The 17,100-nt window shown below is 39.4% G+C and carries 11 protein-coding genes and 1 pseudogene; 4 read left to right on the top strand and 8 right to left on the bottom strand.

Annotated elements, in window-relative coordinates; all coding sequences use genetic code 11:
- Positions 1 to 139: 139 nt before the first annotated feature.
- Together pdsS and pdsR are read right to left on the bottom strand one after the other, a co-directional pair.
- The gene (pdsS, locus tag ESZ36_RS21130; protein WP_146791661.1) at positions 140 to 2,350 is read right to left on the bottom strand and encodes a proteobacterial dedicated sortase system histidine kinase; all 2,211 of its coding nucleotides are present in this window, start codon (positions 2,348 to 2,350) and stop codon (positions 140 to 142) included.
- 10 nt (positions 2,351 to 2,360) lie between these two features.
- Positions 2,361 to 3,077, bottom strand: coding sequence for a proteobacterial dedicated sortase system response regulator (gene pdsR / locus ESZ36_RS21125; RefSeq protein WP_146791563.1), 717 nt, complete (start codon positions 3,075 to 3,077; stop codon positions 2,361 to 2,363).
- A 291-nt stretch (positions 3,078 to 3,368) separates the two neighbouring features.
- On the opposite strand from pdsR, the gene pdsO reads away from it, so the two are divergent.
- On the top strand, positions 3,369 to 4,205 hold the full coding sequence (gene pdsO, locus ESZ36_RS21120; protein ID WP_146791561.1) for a sortase-associated OmpA-like protein PdsO: 837 nt from the start codon (positions 3,369 to 3,371) through the stop codon (positions 4,203 to 4,205).
- 194 nt (positions 4,206 to 4,399) lie between these two features.
- On the opposite strand, the gene ESZ36_RS21115 is transcribed toward pdsO, so the two are convergent.
- The 5 genes from ESZ36_RS21115 to ESZ36_RS21095 form a co-directional block, all read right to left on the bottom strand.
- Entirely contained in the window at positions 4,400 to 5,077 is a 678-nt protein-coding gene (locus ESZ36_RS21115; protein ID WP_146791559.1) for a hypothetical protein, read from the bottom strand.
- Between the two features lie 427 nt (positions 5,078 to 5,504).
- Positions 5,505 to 6,122, bottom strand: coding sequence for an SOS response-associated peptidase (locus tag ESZ36_RS21110; RefSeq protein WP_246129198.1), 618 nt, complete (start codon positions 6,120 to 6,122; stop codon positions 5,505 to 5,507).
- A 270-nt stretch (positions 6,123 to 6,392) separates the two neighbouring features.
- Positions 6,393 to 9,086, bottom strand: coding sequence for a TonB-dependent receptor domain-containing protein (locus ESZ36_RS21105; protein WP_146791555.1), 2,694 nt, complete (start codon positions 9,084 to 9,086; stop codon positions 6,393 to 6,395).
- 187 nt (positions 9,087 to 9,273) lie between these two features.
- The gene (locus ESZ36_RS21100; protein ID WP_146791553.1) at positions 9,274 to 12,159 is read right to left on the bottom strand and encodes a hypothetical protein; all 2,886 of its coding nucleotides are present in this window, start codon (positions 12,157 to 12,159) and stop codon (positions 9,274 to 9,276) included.
- A gap of 289 nt (positions 12,160 to 12,448) precedes the next feature.
- Positions 12,449 to 13,750, bottom strand: a complete 1,302-nt coding sequence (locus ESZ36_RS21095) for an ammonium transporter (protein ID WP_246129197.1) — start codon at positions 13,748 to 13,750, stop codon at positions 12,449 to 12,451.
- A gap of 297 nt (positions 13,751 to 14,047) precedes the next feature.
- On the opposite strand from ESZ36_RS21095, the gene hemF reads away from it, so the two are divergent.
- Positions 14,048 to 14,986, top strand: a complete 939-nt coding sequence (gene hemF / locus ESZ36_RS21090) for an oxygen-dependent coproporphyrinogen oxidase (protein ID WP_211357835.1) — start codon at positions 14,048 to 14,050, stop codon at positions 14,984 to 14,986.
- 74 nt (positions 14,987 to 15,060) lie between these two features.
- Here hemF and ESZ36_RS21085 read toward each other — a convergent pair whose 3' ends face one another.
- Complete coding sequence (locus ESZ36_RS21085) at positions 15,061 to 15,279, bottom strand: alternative ribosome-rescue factor A (RefSeq protein ID WP_146791549.1); 219 nt, start codon at positions 15,277 to 15,279, stop codon at positions 15,061 to 15,063.
- Positions 15,280 to 15,500: 221 nt separating this feature from the next.
- Here ESZ36_RS21085 and ESZ36_RS21080 point away from each other — a divergent pair, with 221 nt between their 5' ends.
- Both ESZ36_RS21080 and ESZ36_RS21075 read left to right on the top strand, forming a co-directional pair.
- The gene (locus ESZ36_RS21080; protein ID WP_146791547.1) at positions 15,501 to 16,238 is read left to right on the top strand and encodes a dienelactone hydrolase family protein; all 738 of its coding nucleotides are present in this window, start codon (positions 15,501 to 15,503) and stop codon (positions 16,236 to 16,238) included.
- A gap of 495 nt (positions 16,239 to 16,733) precedes the next feature.
- Positions 16,734 to 17,100: pseudogene (locus ESZ36_RS21075) on the top strand (OprO/OprP family phosphate-selective porin); the annotation flags it as partial.

Raw genomic sequence — 17,100 nt, 5'->3', positions numbered from 1 at the left:
TCACCTTTAAGGTGCTGAACAGATATTTTGTTGATTAAAATAATGATTGTCTTTTATGGGTAAGAGAGAGTCCTAGTATAAGCGCGACTCAAAAAATTGTAATTATACCAATCGTACTAATTTATTGATCCGTTTGGAATTAGACCTTGGTAGGCAAACTAATATGAACGGTAACACCATCAGGGTTTTGATGATTATAAGCGCTGATTTTTCCGTGATGAAATTGACAGATTAATCGCGAAATATATAAACCTAAACCAAGGTGTGGCACAACTTGCTTATGATGAACTTTTTGGTTTTTATCACGTAATGACACCATAGAATCAAATAAACTTTCGCTTAATTGCTCTGGTAATAAAATGCCATTATTACTAATGAATAGTTCAGCATTGTTCTTATTAATGCTCTGTTTCAACTCGATTTTGATGATATTATCTTGGCTAAATTCCACGCCATTACTGATCACCTTGTCTAACAGTTGCACTATATGTTCAGGTGAACCATGCAAATTAAATGTGCTTATTTTGGGAGTCTTAGGGTCGATATTCAAGATGAACGTCATGCTTGGGTATATTTGCTGATAGCCAGAAATACAGCCTTTAACAACTTGCTGTAAATCAAAATCAATTTTTTCAGTGCTTGATAACATTTGTTCAAGGCGAGTTGCTTCACTCATATTGGTGAGAATTAAATTTAAGGTATTAATGCCAGTTTGCGCTCTTTCAATATAAGGACTGTTGCTTTTATCTGCTTGAGAGCGCTGCGTTTCTTGTAAACTTAAGTTATCTAATGAGGTTTTAACCACGGCTATAGGGGTTCTTAATTCATGAGATAAACGAGAAGACATGTTTTCTAAATAGTGATTGTACTCACTTAAGCGGTTAACTGCGGTGGTAAAACTGCGCGATAAATCTCCTATTTCATCATTACTGTTGGAAGCCTCCATTTGGCCAATAATTCGTCCTTGCTTATCAATGGCTAATTCGGCTTGACTAGATAAATGCCGAATACGTGATGAAATGCGAGAAGCAAATAAAATAAAGGCCAAGGCGCCTAAACTCATAATAGCTAAAATGACGGTAAATAATTTTTCTAACGCGCGATTTCTTAAGCTACGAATGCCATTAGTTGTTTCTTCAACAATGACAGCACCTTTTACTTGGTTGTTAATAAAAATGGGGTAAGCAGCAGAAAGTACTAACGCTTTTTTATCGGTCGTTAAACGCCATTGAGAGGTTGCCTTGCCACTTAACGCATTAACTATATGCGAGCCTTGTAAATGTTGTGCATCATAGAGTTGATCAATAAAGTCTGTTGACGGTTTAGTCAATATTTTATAATACAGTGGTAATAATAGTTGTTGCTTAAATTGATACCAAAGACTGTTTTTTTCATCTTCTTTAGGCTGTTTTTCCTTCGCATGCCATACGCCACTGGCTGACTTTAGTGAACCTGCGCTAGCGAGCACTCTGTGGTGTTGATCAACCACCCAAATACTAGAATTAGTATAACGCATGCCTTTAACTATACGTTCAATCTCGGGCGAAGGTACCACAATGGTCCCCAAACTTTCTTCTTTGCTTGGATCCGCTGAGCCGATTGCAGAAACTGCTTCGCCATCGGTTTTATCTACATCATAAAAAGCAAAAGCAATGTTATCGCCTAAATTATCTAAGGGTACTCTTAACTCGACATTATACCCTTGTGGCGTTAATAACCAGTGTCCTTGAATCTGTGGCGCAGGAGTAGAGATTTCATCCCCCGTAAGCGAAAAAGCTGATATCCAACCCGCCGCTTTATTACTAATAATAAAACGATTTAAGGTATTGTTACTATCACTAAAAGACAGAGCTAAGTAATCGTTATTGGTGATGCTGCGGGTATTTTTACCCCGAAAGATCATGTGGTTATCAACGACCTGAAAAAACAAATACAGATAATTATCGTATTTACCTACACTCGCTTTAAAGTTAAGGCTTAATGGCTCGTTGGCAAATAGCTGTTGTTGATGGTGATAAAAGTGTGTGCGTTGGTTAAAGTCAGGCCAATCGTTATGTAAACCGTCTAATTGAACGGCTTCCGTCAATTTATAACCATAAAGATCTTTACCTTGTTCAACATCAGGTAAAAAACTCGCTTGATTATTAAACAGGTTTTCACGCTCATGCAAAGCAGTAGCTAGCGCTCGTGCGGTACCGACTAATGTTTGCTCTTGTCCAAAGCGCAAATACTTTTCCATTTCCCAAACATATTGATAACCAAACCAAGGAATAACAAACAGAAAACTTGAAAGCAATAATAGCTTTGATCTCAGACCAAAACGTAATTTGAAACGTTTACCATTAACCATATTAGGCATATTAACCTTCATCATCGGTAGTGTTTTCAGCACTCAACCAGCGATAGCCCATACCATAAACCGTTTCGATACAGTCAAAGTTATTATCGTGTTGCATAAATTTTTTGCGTATTCGTTTGATATGTGAAGTGATAGTACTGTCATCAACATATATTTTGGAATCACTCATCAGTTGTGTTCGATTTTTAACATGACCAGGATGTTTGGCTAATGCATGCACTAACCAAAATTCGGTAATGGTTAAATCAATAGACCTGTTTTGCCAAGTAATACTCATACGTTGGCTATCAACCGTAAGCGCACCAGTTTGGGTGATATGTTCATCGTTAACAGGTTTTTTTAATGCTTCTTCGCGACGAAATAATGCTGATATGCGTGCGGTTAAATGAGGCAAGCTAATATCTTTGGTTAAATAGTCATCGGCACCAATGCGCAAGCCAGATACCGTATCAAAATCATTGTCACGTGCGGTTAAAAAAATAATAGGTAAGGTAGCCGACTTAGCTCTAAGTTGCTGACACAAAACAAAGCCACCGTCATATTCATCATGTAAACCTATATCTAAAATGACTAGGTTGGGTAAATGTAGATTAAAGGCTTGGGTAGCAGAAGATCTATCGGCATAGGTCTGCACTTGGTAGCCTTGGCTACGTAAGACATCTGCGTAGTTTTCTCTAATGGCCGCTTCATCTTCTACGATGGCAATTCTTTTACTCATTTGTATTCACTTTTGATTAGCTTGATTGTCTTGATAAATTGAAACGGAAATTAGCTCTTATGCCTTTTATTACGTCGACTATATCTAACTTTACCTGTTAACGCGCTTAATTTCTTAAATTGCCATATTGTTGCCACAATTGCTCACTGCTTTGCCTTTATTCGAGCACAGCAGTGCCCCTTTTTTGCGGTTTAATAACTCCTGTCAACAACACAGGCTTATCAACACATATTTACTAACACTACTTAACAATACTGTTTAACAACAAATACTGCATAAAAAGGGAACATCATGAAAAACACGAATCAATTAGCTCAAGCTCAACCATACAAAATTACGGGAAAAAAATTAATCGTCACCACGGCACTTATTGCGGCTTTAGCAACAAGTTCCGTTAATGCGACAGAAAATACCTTAGCGCCAGAAAAAATTCATCAAGAAGCAACAAATGATGAAAATATTGGTTTTGGTACCGGTGCTGTTATTGGTGCTATTGTGGCTGGCCCCTTAGGCGCTATTGTGGCAGGAATAGGTGGAGTATTTGTTGCCAAGTACATTAATGTTAATGATCAAAATGACGAATTAAGTACGGCGTTAGTGAATGAACAACGCAAGCAACGATCTAATGAGCAAATACAAAGCCAATACCAAGCTAAATTACAGCGTTTAGAAGCCTCGTATCAGCAACAATTAGTCGCCTTAGAAACACAACAAGATAACTCTGGCCAATTACAAGCAGATAACCTGTTAATGAGCCTACAATTCTCTACTGGCTCAAGTGATATAGCGCCGCACTATCAAGAACAAGTCGCGGCCCTTGCACAAATATTAAATAGCTCACCTGAGATGAAAATTGACTTGTCTGGTTATACCGATTTAATCGGTGAACAATCACTTAATCAAACGTTATCACAAGCCAGAGTTGAGTCAGTGAGAACCTTGTTGATGGCGCAAGGCGTCGAAGAGCAACAAATAGCGACCTTTGCTTTTGGTGAAGAGTCACCTGTGGTGGCCAATAATGAAAGTGAAGTTAGCTTTTATGATCGTCGTGTCGTGCTGAAATTACATACACCACCATCAAAAGAAGAGTCTCAAACGATAAACAACCAGATGGCTAATAATCAATAACCATTCCGTTCAATAACTCCCAGTCAGTCGTTGTGTTTATAAAAAAAAGAGGAGGTGTTTATGGCAATTTAATTACGATAAGAAATCTATCTCAGTAAAAAAGCAATGAAAAAAGCAATGAAAAAAGCCGCCAATTAAGGCGGCTTTTTATTTATATCTTTGCTAAATAATCAACTCAATTTAGCTAGAGCTATTTAGTGAGAGTCAGCCGCCTGAAAGTCTTCAGTTTCAAAATATAAAGGTTTTATCGTGCCACAATTTATAAATTTATATTGAAGTTCAGTTTCTTTTGGTACTGGCGATGACGTATTAAATCGGCTTAAACATCCCGCTTCTAAATCAACACCCAATATATGATCAAAGCTAGGTGCTTGCTGTATTTTGTGAATATAAAATTTATAATTTTTTCTTAATGAAACAACATCATACTCTTGTTTTGTGCTTGAAGGTTTAATGTCGTCAAACGTACGAACATACAACTGCTTATCAAAAGACAATGAAATATTGTCATAAACTAACATGCCGTCACGCTCAAAATGCCCCGCATATAAGTCAGCCTTTATGACCATTTTCTCTCCACGCATTAAGCGTTGTAAATTAAATGGTTCAGGCTTAATAGTAATGAGTTGACTGTCTCTGACCGTTTGTAATACCGCCAAATCATTATTATCTAATTTATAGAGTAGCTGCACGTTATGAGGCTTGTTATAAAGCGGCAAATGAGACGCGTAAATGCTAGAGCCATGTGTAATTAAAACCATACCATGTACGCCCATATAACTAGGATCTAATGGTGGTAATTTTTTGACTTCATCCTCAGCAAAACACACTTGACTTAATAAAAATAAAAGACCAAATAACACTTTTTTCATATAAAAATTCTCACTATATATAGGCTGATGGTATTTCCATCAACCAAAATTTCAGATCAGATTTCTACATTGTAATTGATTTTTCAAGTAAAAATATCGTATCAAGGTAAGATTTTAAAATTATTTTTTTATTAAATTACTTGATGCTTTATCTTATCTTTTTAAGACATCAAATAATTTAATGCTTATCTAGTTAACTCAGGACCTTGCGTAAACGTCATCTTCGAAGTATCTGTTCAGACCGTCGCATGGATGCTACTCATTAGACAATGCAGGACGCATTTGGTCCTGAGGCATCACTTTTTAGAAATTGGACCCCCGATTAATACACCTCGGGGATGACATCCTTGAGACCTGTGCCTAGGGACGGGTATGACCCCAAACTCGATGCGGGAACAGTGTTGCTTTAATTAAGGGGTATAACGTATTAAGCAGCGGTCACTTTGACATATTGTTGATCGACTGCTTCAAACAATGGCGCCAATTGTTCTGTGGATGATTGGAACCAAAAATCACGATACTGCGGTAATATAATGACTGGCATTCGTTGATGATATTCAGCGCACTTAGCATTAGGCGCTGTGGTAAGTGTTACCAACTGTTGTTTGGGCTCTGGACTCAACTTTTCGTTATTACTTTGCTTAGCATACCAAATTCCTGCCATGAGAAAGGGCTCGTCATTAACATGACTGAATAAGTACTTTTGTTTTTTATCCCCTTCAGTTCGCCACTCATACCAGCCAGAGCAAGGAATTAAACATCGATGTGTTTTAATTGCCTCTTTAAACGTGCCTTTACTGAGCACAGTTTCACTTTGCGCATTAATAAGTAATCGCTTTGACCAGCTAGGCTGAATGCCCAACGTTGCATCAAGCTGTTTGAAAATAGGTTCATCAAGTGATCTACTTTGCGAGTCATTATTGGTATCACCACTAACCAGCGTGGCAATTGTCTGACCAGGACTAAGGTTGTTGTTTGATGGTGCGCTAAAGTCACAGCCAAAAAATTCACTGATTATTTTAGTGTGTTTATTATCAAAGTTCATTCTTCCGCACATAAAAACCTCAATGATTAACATTATACTTCAATGAATATTCTTCATCGATTAGATTAATATTTCGTGGCTAGGTACGTCATTGTATCAGCGTATTAAATTGCTAGGAATGTTAATTTATTTGAATAAGAAGAGAGCTAGTAAAAATTGTTAATACCCATATAAAAAACGCAGTACAGCCATTGAGATAGCTATACTGCGTAAATAATGAATACAAAGAAAGTGCTAATTATTGCAGAACCACCTTATTACTAGGCTTACTTAAAAGTCCCATTTCAAGGCGACTTCAAAAGCAACACCTTTGGTTTCACTGCGCATCAAAGTATCTTCAAACTCAATTTCTTTTTTCTGATTTAAGATGTTTTGTACCTTAAATTTCACTGTTGATGAGTAAGTCGGATAGTAGGTATATACCATATCAAGTGAATGGAATGGTTGCTCATAAGCGTCATCCTTACCGTCAATGCCCGGTATAATAATACGTTCGGCAAACACGTTATAAGCAAGGGTAGCACTGTGATTACCATTGGGCGCATCCCAACCTAAGTTCATATTCACTACCCAAGGTGAGTGACCTGTCATGGCACGCGTTGGATTGGTAATTGAGGTAGAAACTCCTGTTTGTTCAACCACGTTCTGGGTATCTATATTTATTTCGGATTCACTTACCGTAAAGTTACCCGATAAGAAGAAGTCTCCCCCGCTAATGCCAGCAAAGTCACCCAAGAAGCCAAAGTCTTTTAAAAACTCTACCTCAAGTCCGTACACATAACCGTCTTCTGCATTGGCAATTCTGATCAATGGTGGGCCATCTTGTGCAGGTGATTGTACTGCTTCTATTGGCTGATCCATGTCTTTGTAGAATAAACCGAACGAAAGGTTATCTCCCGTAGGTAAATACCATTCCCAACGTAAATCATAGTTATCAATAGCGGTACTGGTTACACTTGGCGTTCCACCAATCGGAAAACCAGTAAGCGGATCAATATAGGTCGCCGGCGCTACTTCACGGATATCTGGACGAATGGTCGTTTGTGCGTAAGAAGCACGGAACTGCATTTCATCGTCAAGCAAGTAAGTGAATGCTAACGCACCAAAAACATCATCATCTTTAAAGGCCAGTGCAGCTAAATCTTCATTAGTAGGTTTTGCCGGTAAATCGAACTTACCTGTTGCAGGGTCTAATGGTGCAACAACTTGGCGAAAATCTTCATAACGTAATCCTAAGTTCACTCGCCACTTTTGCGCGATGAAAAAATCAGTATCAATAAAGTAAGCATCAACCAGTTGAGCAGAGTAGTAATCATCTCCGGCAGCGGTCGTATCACGAATGATTAATTCATTGCCCGATAAGGGATGATTTAGCATGACATCATCATTTAAAATGACGCCCATTTGATGGCCCGTTAGATCTAGATTATCAAAAGCAAGTGTATTGACATCTATGCGTCTTGCCATAGCGTCACGTGTCTTTTCAATAAAGTTTCCGCCTGCTTTTATTTCTAGCTCTACGTTGCTAAAGTTAACCGGCAATGAAAAACTAAGACCATAGTTTTCAACATCATCGTCTAAGTCTTGAAAGCTATAACGAGAAGAAGTGGTCGCTTTACGTAAAGAACTCTCATTGATGGGGTCAAAAATACCGTCTTCTGCTTGACCATTTGAACCATCGGCAATGATATAGCGGGTTGAGATATTCCCAGGAGCATAGCGGTTGGAGCGTGCATCAGAGTAAAACCAATCAGCACCTAAGTTCCAAAGTCCTGAGAAGTTATGCGTACCTCTGATTTGATTCGCGATCATTTCTCGCTCTTCATAAATAACATCGCTATCACGTACTCGCAAACCGTCACTGATAGTGACATTGTTGGTGTTGCCGAGTTTATCGCGTATTTCATCACGGGTATCGTGCAAAATTAACGAGCTGAAATCAATGCGGTGATCTCGTTGAAATTCTAAGCCAACGTTGAACATGCCAGAAAAGCGTACCGTATGTTCTGTCGATTTAATATCATCAAAACCACGCACTAAAGCCCAACTACTCTCTCCGCCATCAACGCCTTCTTGATAGGTAAAATCCTGTCCTTCGTATTCTTCTGATACTTCCCATTTATTGTCATAGGATACCGCGGTAAGGAAACCTAAACGAAAGTCATCAAAATCGTATCGATTACCTAAGGTGACATCAAAACCAGTATTAGGGTTAATGCTAGTCGCTTTTGGATCATAATCGCGATTCATCTGCGCTGCAATTTCACGGTTATCTTGCTGTGATAAATCATTTAAAGGGCTATGATTTTTCCACAACTTTTGCAATGATGCAGGGGCTGCACGAGTGCCATCATCTTTACCGTACCAATCGTCGTCTCCGCCATTATAGGATAAACCATCATCAAAGTTATTGGTGTTACCGCCAAGTTTGCCTTGCATGGTAAAAACAAAGTCAGAAGGAATTGTTTTCAAACGCACATCGACATTACCGCCAGCAAAATGGGCAGGCATTGAAGCAGAATAGGATTTTTGTACCGACAATGACTCAATGATTGACGAAGGAAATAAATCGAGTGGAATAACCGTACGCGTTGGATCTGGGCTTGGTACTGCCGCGCCATTTAGTTGCGTGCTGGAAAAACGCTCACCTAAACCTCGTACATAAATGTATTTGCCATCCACCAAGGTGATACCCGTAACACGGCGTAATGCCGCAGCGGCATCTGAATCACCAGTACGTGCTATTTGCTCAGCGCCAAGAATGTCGGCAATAAAGGCCTGATTTTTACGCTCTTCCATTACCGCACTAGCAGTGCCTTTTAAGCGACTTGCTTTGACAATTACCTCTTCCATGGCTTGTTCATCAGCATTTTCTTCTATTGCATTTTCTGCATAGGCGCTTGATAAACCACAGCTTGTAGCAAGTGCCAAAGTTAAAATGGATAGTTTGAATTTTTTTCTCATTGGAAACCTCTTGAAACTTCTTTACTGAGAGAAGCAAGACCCGCTTCAAACTTGTCATTCCCAAGTTGCATTAATCGGGAATGACAGTTTTTTTTGTACAAAGTAAAGTGATGTAAAAACTAAAAAACGAGTAAAATTAAAATGCTGTAACGATTCTTTTCGCTACAGCATTGAGTATCATCGTATCTTAATCTTCTAGGCCAACAGTCCAGTTAGCCGTCCAGTCATTATCCGCAGAGACAGCACCGATGTGCTTCGCATTTTCAAAAAACGCATGACCAGTAAAGTCTTTTGCTGGTGTGGTATCAATCGTGAATATACCGTCAAGTACTGCCGACGTATCCTGTGCGGTTGTATTGTTCACATTCACCGTTGGGTTTTGATTTAGCACCCAGTCTTGTGTATCAAGCAATACTGATTTATCTTCCGCTTTGGCACTTTTGAAGTTTTCTGCACAAGCAAAGACAGAGTTTGAAATTACCGTTTCACCGGCAACGGCTTGGTCTACGGTAACAGAAGTTGTGGTGCCGCCTTCGATTTCAAAACACTCGCCCATGCCCGCAGGACCCGTTACCACAAAGTTATGTAACTGTGCTTTAGTACCTTCACGAAGGTAAACACCCTCAGAGTCTTTACCTGGTGCGGTAAAAGCGTTGCCTATGATAGTCATGTTGGCAATCGTTGGGTTTGACTGTGGCAGTTTATTCGGGGTACTTCCGTCGTTATCACCTTCAATGCCACGGTTAGCTTCACCATTGCTGTCAGCATGTTTAACCAATACATACTGTAAGTTACCGCGGTAACCGTTATCCCAATCAACGCTGTCATCTTTGTTTGCCGTAAGCACTACATATTTCGCATTAACGGTACCGCCAAAGAACTCAATACCGTCATCCGCATTTTCATGTACTTGGATGTATTCCACTTTAGTACCTGAGCCTACTGCACCAAAGGTAATACCATTTAATTCGTTGTCTGTTCTAACTTCATAACCTGCATGCTTAACCACAACATAGCGTAACGTACCTGAACTGTCGGTATCGTCAGTGCCGCCAAATACCGCGCCTTCTTCAACACCTTCAACTTGTAAAGCACAGTCACTACCGTCAGTTGGACACTTATTTGATTGCGCATTACCTAGAAGAACAATACCGCCCCATTGACCAGCACTGGTAACACCACCGCTGATATCTTCACTCGAGGTAAAAGTGATAGGTGAGCTAGCACTACCATTTGCTTCAATTTTTGAGTCTCGGCTTACTACCAGGTAATCATTACCTGAACGACCAAATACGGTTGTACCTGCTTCAATGATTAAGATTGCGCTTTTGGCAGTATCAGAAGTCGTTCTGTCTTGACCGACAAAAACAGGGCCACTTAAGGCATATAGATTATTAGCCGTTAACGTTAAATCACTAGTGATATCGCCACTTAGCTGACAGGTAGTTGTTACACCATCAGCAGGTGATATAGCGCTAGTACCCGCTGGACAACCTTCAACTTCTGCTTGGGCAGTAACAACACCACCACCAAAACCAAATGCCCAACCTTCTCGCCAATCATCTACATCAGCACCATTAAGTGCACCAATATAGTCAACCGTGTCAAACCAAGCATTTTGTGTAGAAGCAACATCTTGTCCGGCATTTTCAGCAATTAGCGGTGAGCCGCTATCGGGTATGCCACTTTCGCCAATAAGAACAGAAGTACTAATGCTATTAGAATCTTCAGCTTCAAACCAAGTTGCTAAATCAAGTAACACTGATTTATCTTCGGCTTTTGCATCTTTAAAGTTTTCACCGTTATTACAAGCCATCACCACATTTTGCATAACAATTTTATCGCTATTGGCATTATCAACGGTAACCGATGAGGTTTTGCCACCTTCAAACTCTAAACATTCACCCATTTCACTTGGGCCTGTTATGACCGTATTGAAAATTTTAGCTGCGGTGCCTTCACGTAAATAAATACCTTCAGAGTCTTTATCGCTGGTAGTAAAGTTATTACCGATAATGGTCATGTTGGCGATAGTAGGATTTGATTGCGGTTCTTTCGCTGGGCTTGAACCGTCGTTATCACCTTCTATAGCACGGTTTGCTTCGCCAGCGTTTTTCGCATGTTCAATATAAACGTGCTGAAGCATTCCTTTAAAACCGTTATCCCAATCAACACTGTCATCTTTGTTAGCCGTTAAGACCAAATGTTTTGCATTAACTGCACCACCAAAGAACTCAACACCATCATCAGCATTGCTGTGTACTTGAATGTAATCAACTGTGGTGCCTGAGCCAACGCCACCAAAAGTAATACCATTTAATTCATTGTCTGGTTTAATTTCAAAACCAGCGTATTTAACGACAACATATTTTAAAGTACCTGAGTTATCTTCCCAGTCTGTGCCGCCAAAAACAGCGCCTTCAGCTACACCTTCAACTTGTAAGGCACAATCACTGCCGTCAGTTGGACATTTATTTGAAGGCGCGTTACCTAAAATAACTAAACCACCCCACTGTCCTGCTGTCGTAGCTTCGCCCTTAACATCTTGCAGTGATGTCATGATAATTGGCTTAGTTTTACTACCTTCTGCCATGATTTGTGCATCACGGTGAACAACAATATAGTCATTACCTGATTGACCAAATAATACCGCGCCTGGTTCGATAGTCAGCACAACATCTGTATCAGGATTACGCGCTTTACTATTAGTGCTACGTGATTGTGCAGCCTCTACTACTGCGCCGCCTACCTCAAGTCCACCACTAATGGCATACATAACGGTTTTGCCATCAATACTTGCTACTAAGGTGGTACTTTCTTTAATGATGCTGTCGAGTACTTGAACCTGTACGTCAAAACCAAGGGCTGCTGATACTTCAGTACTTAATGCTGTATTGGCTTTACCAGGTAATGACTTACCCGCATCAGGAGTTGGCGCTGGGTTTTCAATAATGGTATCGCCCACTGATTCATCAACATTAGAGTTTAAATTAATGTCACCACCACAAGCCGCTAAGCCCAAGGTTAAAGCTGTTGCTATCATACTGTATTTAAAAAGTTTTTTAGTTTGCATTTCATTTGCTCCGCAGCAATTGATGAATAATTAACTGTTCCTTGCAGATACACCCTTTATCAAGTTATGTATCTCTAGGTAACAATTGTTCACATAAAGTAAATTTGACTACATACTAAGGTGAATAAATGACAGAAATGTTTTAGAAATGTGACTATTTGATGTCGTTAATATTGCAGAAAAATGACAGTGGGAGATTGAAACAGGCACAAAAAAAGCGCCGAAGCGCTTTATTTAAATGATGTACTGAAGTAACTGATAACAGTTATTAAGTATTAATAACTACACCCTACAAGTGATAACCGACTTCTTCATGTTCAGCCTGATCTAAACCGTTAGACTCTTGCTCTTCACCAACACGTAATCCATCCGTCATCAAACCGACCACTTTAAGAATAATATAAGTCACTACAGCGGTATAAATCAGTGTAGAGAATATACCGATAAGCTGAACACCAATTTGCTCCGCCATAGTAGCAATGCCTTCAGCAAAACCAAACCCACTAAATACACCAAGACTTGTCGCTGAGAAAACACCCACTAATAACGTACCTAAAATACCGCCAACACCATGGACAGGAAATACATCTAACGAATCATCAATTTTTAATTTTTGCTTAATATAAACTGTTGAATAAAAACAAACAAAACCAGCACTAATACCAATAATCAAGGCGCCACCTGGGCCGACAAAACCTGAGGCTGGCGTGATGGTACCTAAACCTGCGACCATACCGGTAACAGCACCTAAAACACTGGCTTTACCAAATTTTTTCCACTCAATGGCAGCCCAAGTTAATGTACCTGCGGCGGCAGAAATATGCGTAACAAGCATAGCCATAGAAGCATCACCATTAGCGGCTAGCGCACTACCACCATTAAAACCAAACCAACCAACCCATAACATACCTGCACCCGTAACAGTCATGGTTAAGTTATGTGGCAACATAGGTGTTTTAGGAAAACCTCGACGTGGACCAACAACAAGAGCAGCAACTAAAGCCGCCGTACCCGCCGTGATATGTACAACAATACCACCAGCGAAATCATAAACGCCCATTTGTGCTAACCAACCGCCGCCCCATACCCAATGAGTAATAGGTGCATAAACAGCAAGTAACCAAATACCACTAAAGAGTAATACCGCTGAGAACTTCATACGTTCTGCAAAACCACCAATAATAAGCACTGGCGTAATAATGGCAAAAGTCATTTGAAACAGCATAAATAAGCTTTCAGGGATATCTCCTGCTAAAGCATCTTTAGGAATGCCGTGCATCATCACCTTACTAAAATCACCGATAAAGGCATTACCTTCACCAAAGGCTAAACTGTAACCTACTAATAGCCACAAAATTGATGAAATTGAGCCGATAGCAAAACATTGCATTAAAATTGATAACACATTCTTTTTACGTACTAAACCACCGTAAAAAAGAGCTACCCCCGGTAAGGTCATCAATAAAACCAATGCTGTAGACGTTAATATCCAACTGGTGTTTGCACCATTTAGCTGCCCTTCGTCCGCCCAAGCGGTGCCTGAGATAAAAAAGCTAAGTAAGGTTAAACACAAGATTAATGCTTTGCTCATAGTCGTTTCCATAATAAATCATTCAATAACTGTCATGAACAAAGCACAAAACAAGCCAAAAAATAAAGCATTAAATTTCAATACCTTAAAAACAGCATGCATTAATATAGTGCCATAGCGCACCATAAGAGCACAAAACACGCAACTAACGCTCTAAAAGAGTGCAAGACGCATGAATTAAGTGAACCTCCTACCTAAACCAAGCTAAACCAAGCTAAAGCCATTTTAATTCCCACTAGATCCTGCACTTTGATACAATAACCGCCATATACTTAATGGTTAATCGACGGTAAGAAAATGGACTCACAACTAAGCTCGACTGCGAACATTGAAATCACACAAATCATCGCGTTTTTCAAAAGCCTACAAGATAGAATTTGTCAGGCATTAGAAGAAGCTGACGGTACTGGAAAATTTATTGAAGATAACTGGAAGCGCAAAGAAGGCGGTGGTGGTAGAACTCGTGTAATGACCAACGGCACTATTGTTGAGCAAGGCGGGGTAAATTTTTCTGTGGTATCAGGCGATAAATTACCGCCATCAGCCACAGCTCATCGCCCAGAGCTTGCAGGTAGAACTTGGCAAGCTTGTGGTGTTTCACTCGTTATCCATCCGAAAAATCCAAACATTCCTACTTCACACGCTAATGTGCGCTTTTTTATTGCTGAAAAAGAAGGTGAAAAACCAGTTTGGTGGTTTGGCGGTGGTTTTGATTTAACGCCTTTTTATGCCAACGATGAAGATATTCAGCATTGGCATCAAACAGCACACGATTTATGTCAGCCTTTTGGTGACAATGTATATAACGATCATAAAAAATGGTGTGATGAGTACTTTTATTTAAAACACCGTGATGAAACGCGTGGCGTTGGCGGTTTATTCTTTGATGATTTAAATCAGTGGGATTTCGACACCTGTTTTGATTATGTTAAAGCCGTTGGCCAAGGTTTTATCGATGCTTATGTTCCTATTATGCAGCGTCGTAAGGATGAACTTTATGGTGAACAAGAACGTCAATTTCAACTATATCGCCGTGGTCGTTATGTTGAGTTTAACTTGGTATTCGATAGAGGCACATTATTTGGCTTACAATCGGGCGGTAGAACTGAATCGATTTTGATGTCTATGCCACCACTTGCACGTTGGGAATATAACTTCCAAGCTGATGAAGGGTCTGCTGAAGCTAAATTAGCTGATTATTTAAGTCCGAAAGATTGGCTTAACGTATTGAAATAAAGTGTGTTGAGTATTTAAAGCTTAGATAATGTTTTGAACGAAAGTCTTATTTAATATCGGCTAGTGTTAACTAGTTAAGCCGCCATTAAATAAGACTCTCGTCTTACATTTTTAGCTTTACGCTGATATGAACCTTTACCTTTTTTCGCTTTAACCACCTGCATCTTATAAACCTTTGAAGTGACTAATGCGGCTAAAAAATTCCCTTTAATTTGTCCTCTTCCTAGTTCTGTTTCACTTTTATTTACTTTAACAGTGCCCGCATGCACTAATGGCTTTTTCTGCTTACTCATGATTTATCCCTTTTAAAATGTCTTACTTGTTACGTTAAAATTATAACGTCAAAGTCATTACAAAAATGTAATGCCTGTTTATTATACGCTAAATCATCAATAGTAAGGCTATACTATTTTTCTTGTGATTCAATGCGTAAACTGGCTATAAATAACAAAGGTCTAGCGCCTTTTTCCGTTATGCTTTTTCTATTATTAAGTACAAGGACATATAAATACTAATGATCATTCAACAGCACAGCACTGATATTGAAACCCCAACGGGAACTATGCGTACTTATGTTTATCGTCCTCAAGCATCCGGTAAGTTTCCAACTATTGTCTTTTATTCTGAAATATTCCAACAAACTGCGCCAATAGCAAGAACGGCAGCCTTGATGGCAGGACATGGTTTTGTGGTATTAGTACCTGAGGTTTTTCATGAACTAAACCCAATAGGCACGGTATTAGGCTACGACGATGCAGGTAAAGACAAAGGTAACCAAGATAAGTGGGCTAAACCTTTAGAGCATCACGACAGCGATACACAAGCCTTAGTCAATTTTATTCAACTGCAAGATTACTGCACGGGAAAAATTGGCACTATGGGTGTTTGCATTGGCGGTCACCTTGCTTATCGCGCCGCTTTAAATGAGCATGTTTTAGCTGCCGCCTGCTTATACGCCACCGATATTCATTCAGGTGATTTACCCAGTGCAGAAGGCAACGATTCACTGACGCGTACCAAAGATATTAAAGCGGAGTTAATGATGATTTGGGGTAAGCAAGACCCACATATCCCTGATGAAGGCCGCATGATGATTCATAAAAATCTATTAGCTTCAGGTAACGTTTTCTCATGGCATGAGTTTAATGCTTCGCATGCCTTTATGCGTGATGAAGGTGAACGTTACGATCCTCAACTTGCATTAAGAGTTTACGGCATGTCTGTTGAGTTATTTAATCGAACATTAGCTTAACCGAACGTTAGCTTAATCTCACATTAATTTAACCCTGGCCAAACTTAATATGGCTCTATCTGTGAATAGCTCTATTGATTATAAGTGAAGCTCCTTAGTAGAAAGGGGCTTCCAAAAGGTATTATCATTGAGTTATTTTATTAAAGCATAAAAAACACCCACTCTAAAACACTTCACATTTTCAGTTACTCAGTATTGTACTAATGACCAATATTTTCACCCCATTAAAGAGAAAATGATTAACTACCGCTATAATTTCAGTTAAGAATTTATATTAATCGCATCTGATATTCATCAAGGAATCCATCAACACGATTCCTCAAGTGTTTGGTTGTAACGGTGTTATTCACCTGTTTGACGTCGTAAATGGCTTAGTTGCCCCTATCGGTAACGTCTTACACTTAAACGGTTGAAAACTGTTCGGTTCTGAACAACAACACGAAAAACGTAACTAAATATAAAAACAAATGCGAATTATCTTTTGGAGAATAACTAATGAAAACATCCATCCCATTACTTGGTTTATTGTTAGCAAGCTCAACAACAGCCTGGGCGGCCACAGAAACCACTAAAATTGAGCGACTAGAACAACTTGAGAAGCAAGTTGCTGAGCTTAAAAAAGAAGTTAATACCAATACTAAAACCGCTACAGATTTAACACCTAAAATCAAAGTTGGCGGTGCCGTACGTTTTCAGTATAGCTATGAAGATTACGATGATGACAATAAAGATCGCGGTGGAGATTTTGATTTTGACGTCTTTCGTTTAGATGTAAACGGCAGTATTGGTGATGTTAAATTATCAGCTCAATACCGCTGGTATCAATACATGAATGTAATTCATCACGCCGATGTAGCCTACC

Source organism: Colwellia demingiae (assembly GCF_007954275.1).
GTDB lineage: Bacteria > Pseudomonadota > Gammaproteobacteria > Enterobacterales > Alteromonadaceae > Colwellia > Colwellia demingiae.
Note: the sequence above shows the minus strand (reverse complement) of the source record. Positions and strands in the feature narration are given on the sequence as shown.

What these genes read in the sequence shown, in the direction of transcription:
- pdsS (WP_146791661.1), bottom strand. Translation starts at nt 2,350, where the DNA reads ATGGTTAATGGTAAACGTTTCAAATTACGTTTTGGTCTGAGATCAAAG.
- pdsR (WP_146791563.1), bottom strand. Translation starts at nt 3,077, where the DNA reads ATGAGTAAAAGAATTGCCATCGTAGAAGATGAAGCGGCCATTAGAGAA.
- pdsO (WP_146791561.1), top strand. Translation starts at nt 3,369, where the DNA reads ATGAAAAACACGAATCAATTAGCTCAAGCTCAACCATACAAAATTACG.
- ESZ36_RS21115 (WP_146791559.1), bottom strand. Translation starts at nt 5,077, where the DNA reads ATGAAAAAAGTGTTATTTGGTCTTTTATTTTTATTAAGTCAAGTGTGT.
- ESZ36_RS21110 (WP_246129198.1), bottom strand. Translation starts at nt 6,122, where the DNA reads ATGAACTTTGATAATAAACACACTAAAATAATCAGTGAATTTTTTGGC.
- ESZ36_RS21105 (WP_146791555.1), bottom strand. Translation starts at nt 9,086, where the DNA reads ATGAGAAAAAAATTCAAACTATCCATTTTAACTTTGGCACTTGCTACA.
- ESZ36_RS21100 (WP_146791553.1), bottom strand. Translation starts at nt 12,159, where the DNA reads ATGCAAACTAAAAAACTTTTTAAATACAGTATGATAGCAACAGCTTTA.
- ESZ36_RS21095 (WP_246129197.1), bottom strand. Translation starts at nt 13,750, where the DNA reads ATGAGCAAAGCATTAATCTTGTGTTTAACCTTACTTAGCTTTTTTATC.
- hemF (WP_211357835.1), top strand. Translation starts at nt 14,048, where the DNA reads ATGGACTCACAACTAAGCTCGACTGCGAACATTGAAATCACACAAATC.
- ESZ36_RS21085 (WP_146791549.1), bottom strand. Translation starts at nt 15,279, where the DNA reads ATGAGTAAGCAGAAAAAGCCATTAGTGCATGCGGGCACTGTTAAAGTA.
- ESZ36_RS21080 (WP_146791547.1), top strand. Translation starts at nt 15,501, where the DNA reads ATGATCATTCAACAGCACAGCACTGATATTGAAACCCCAACGGGAACT.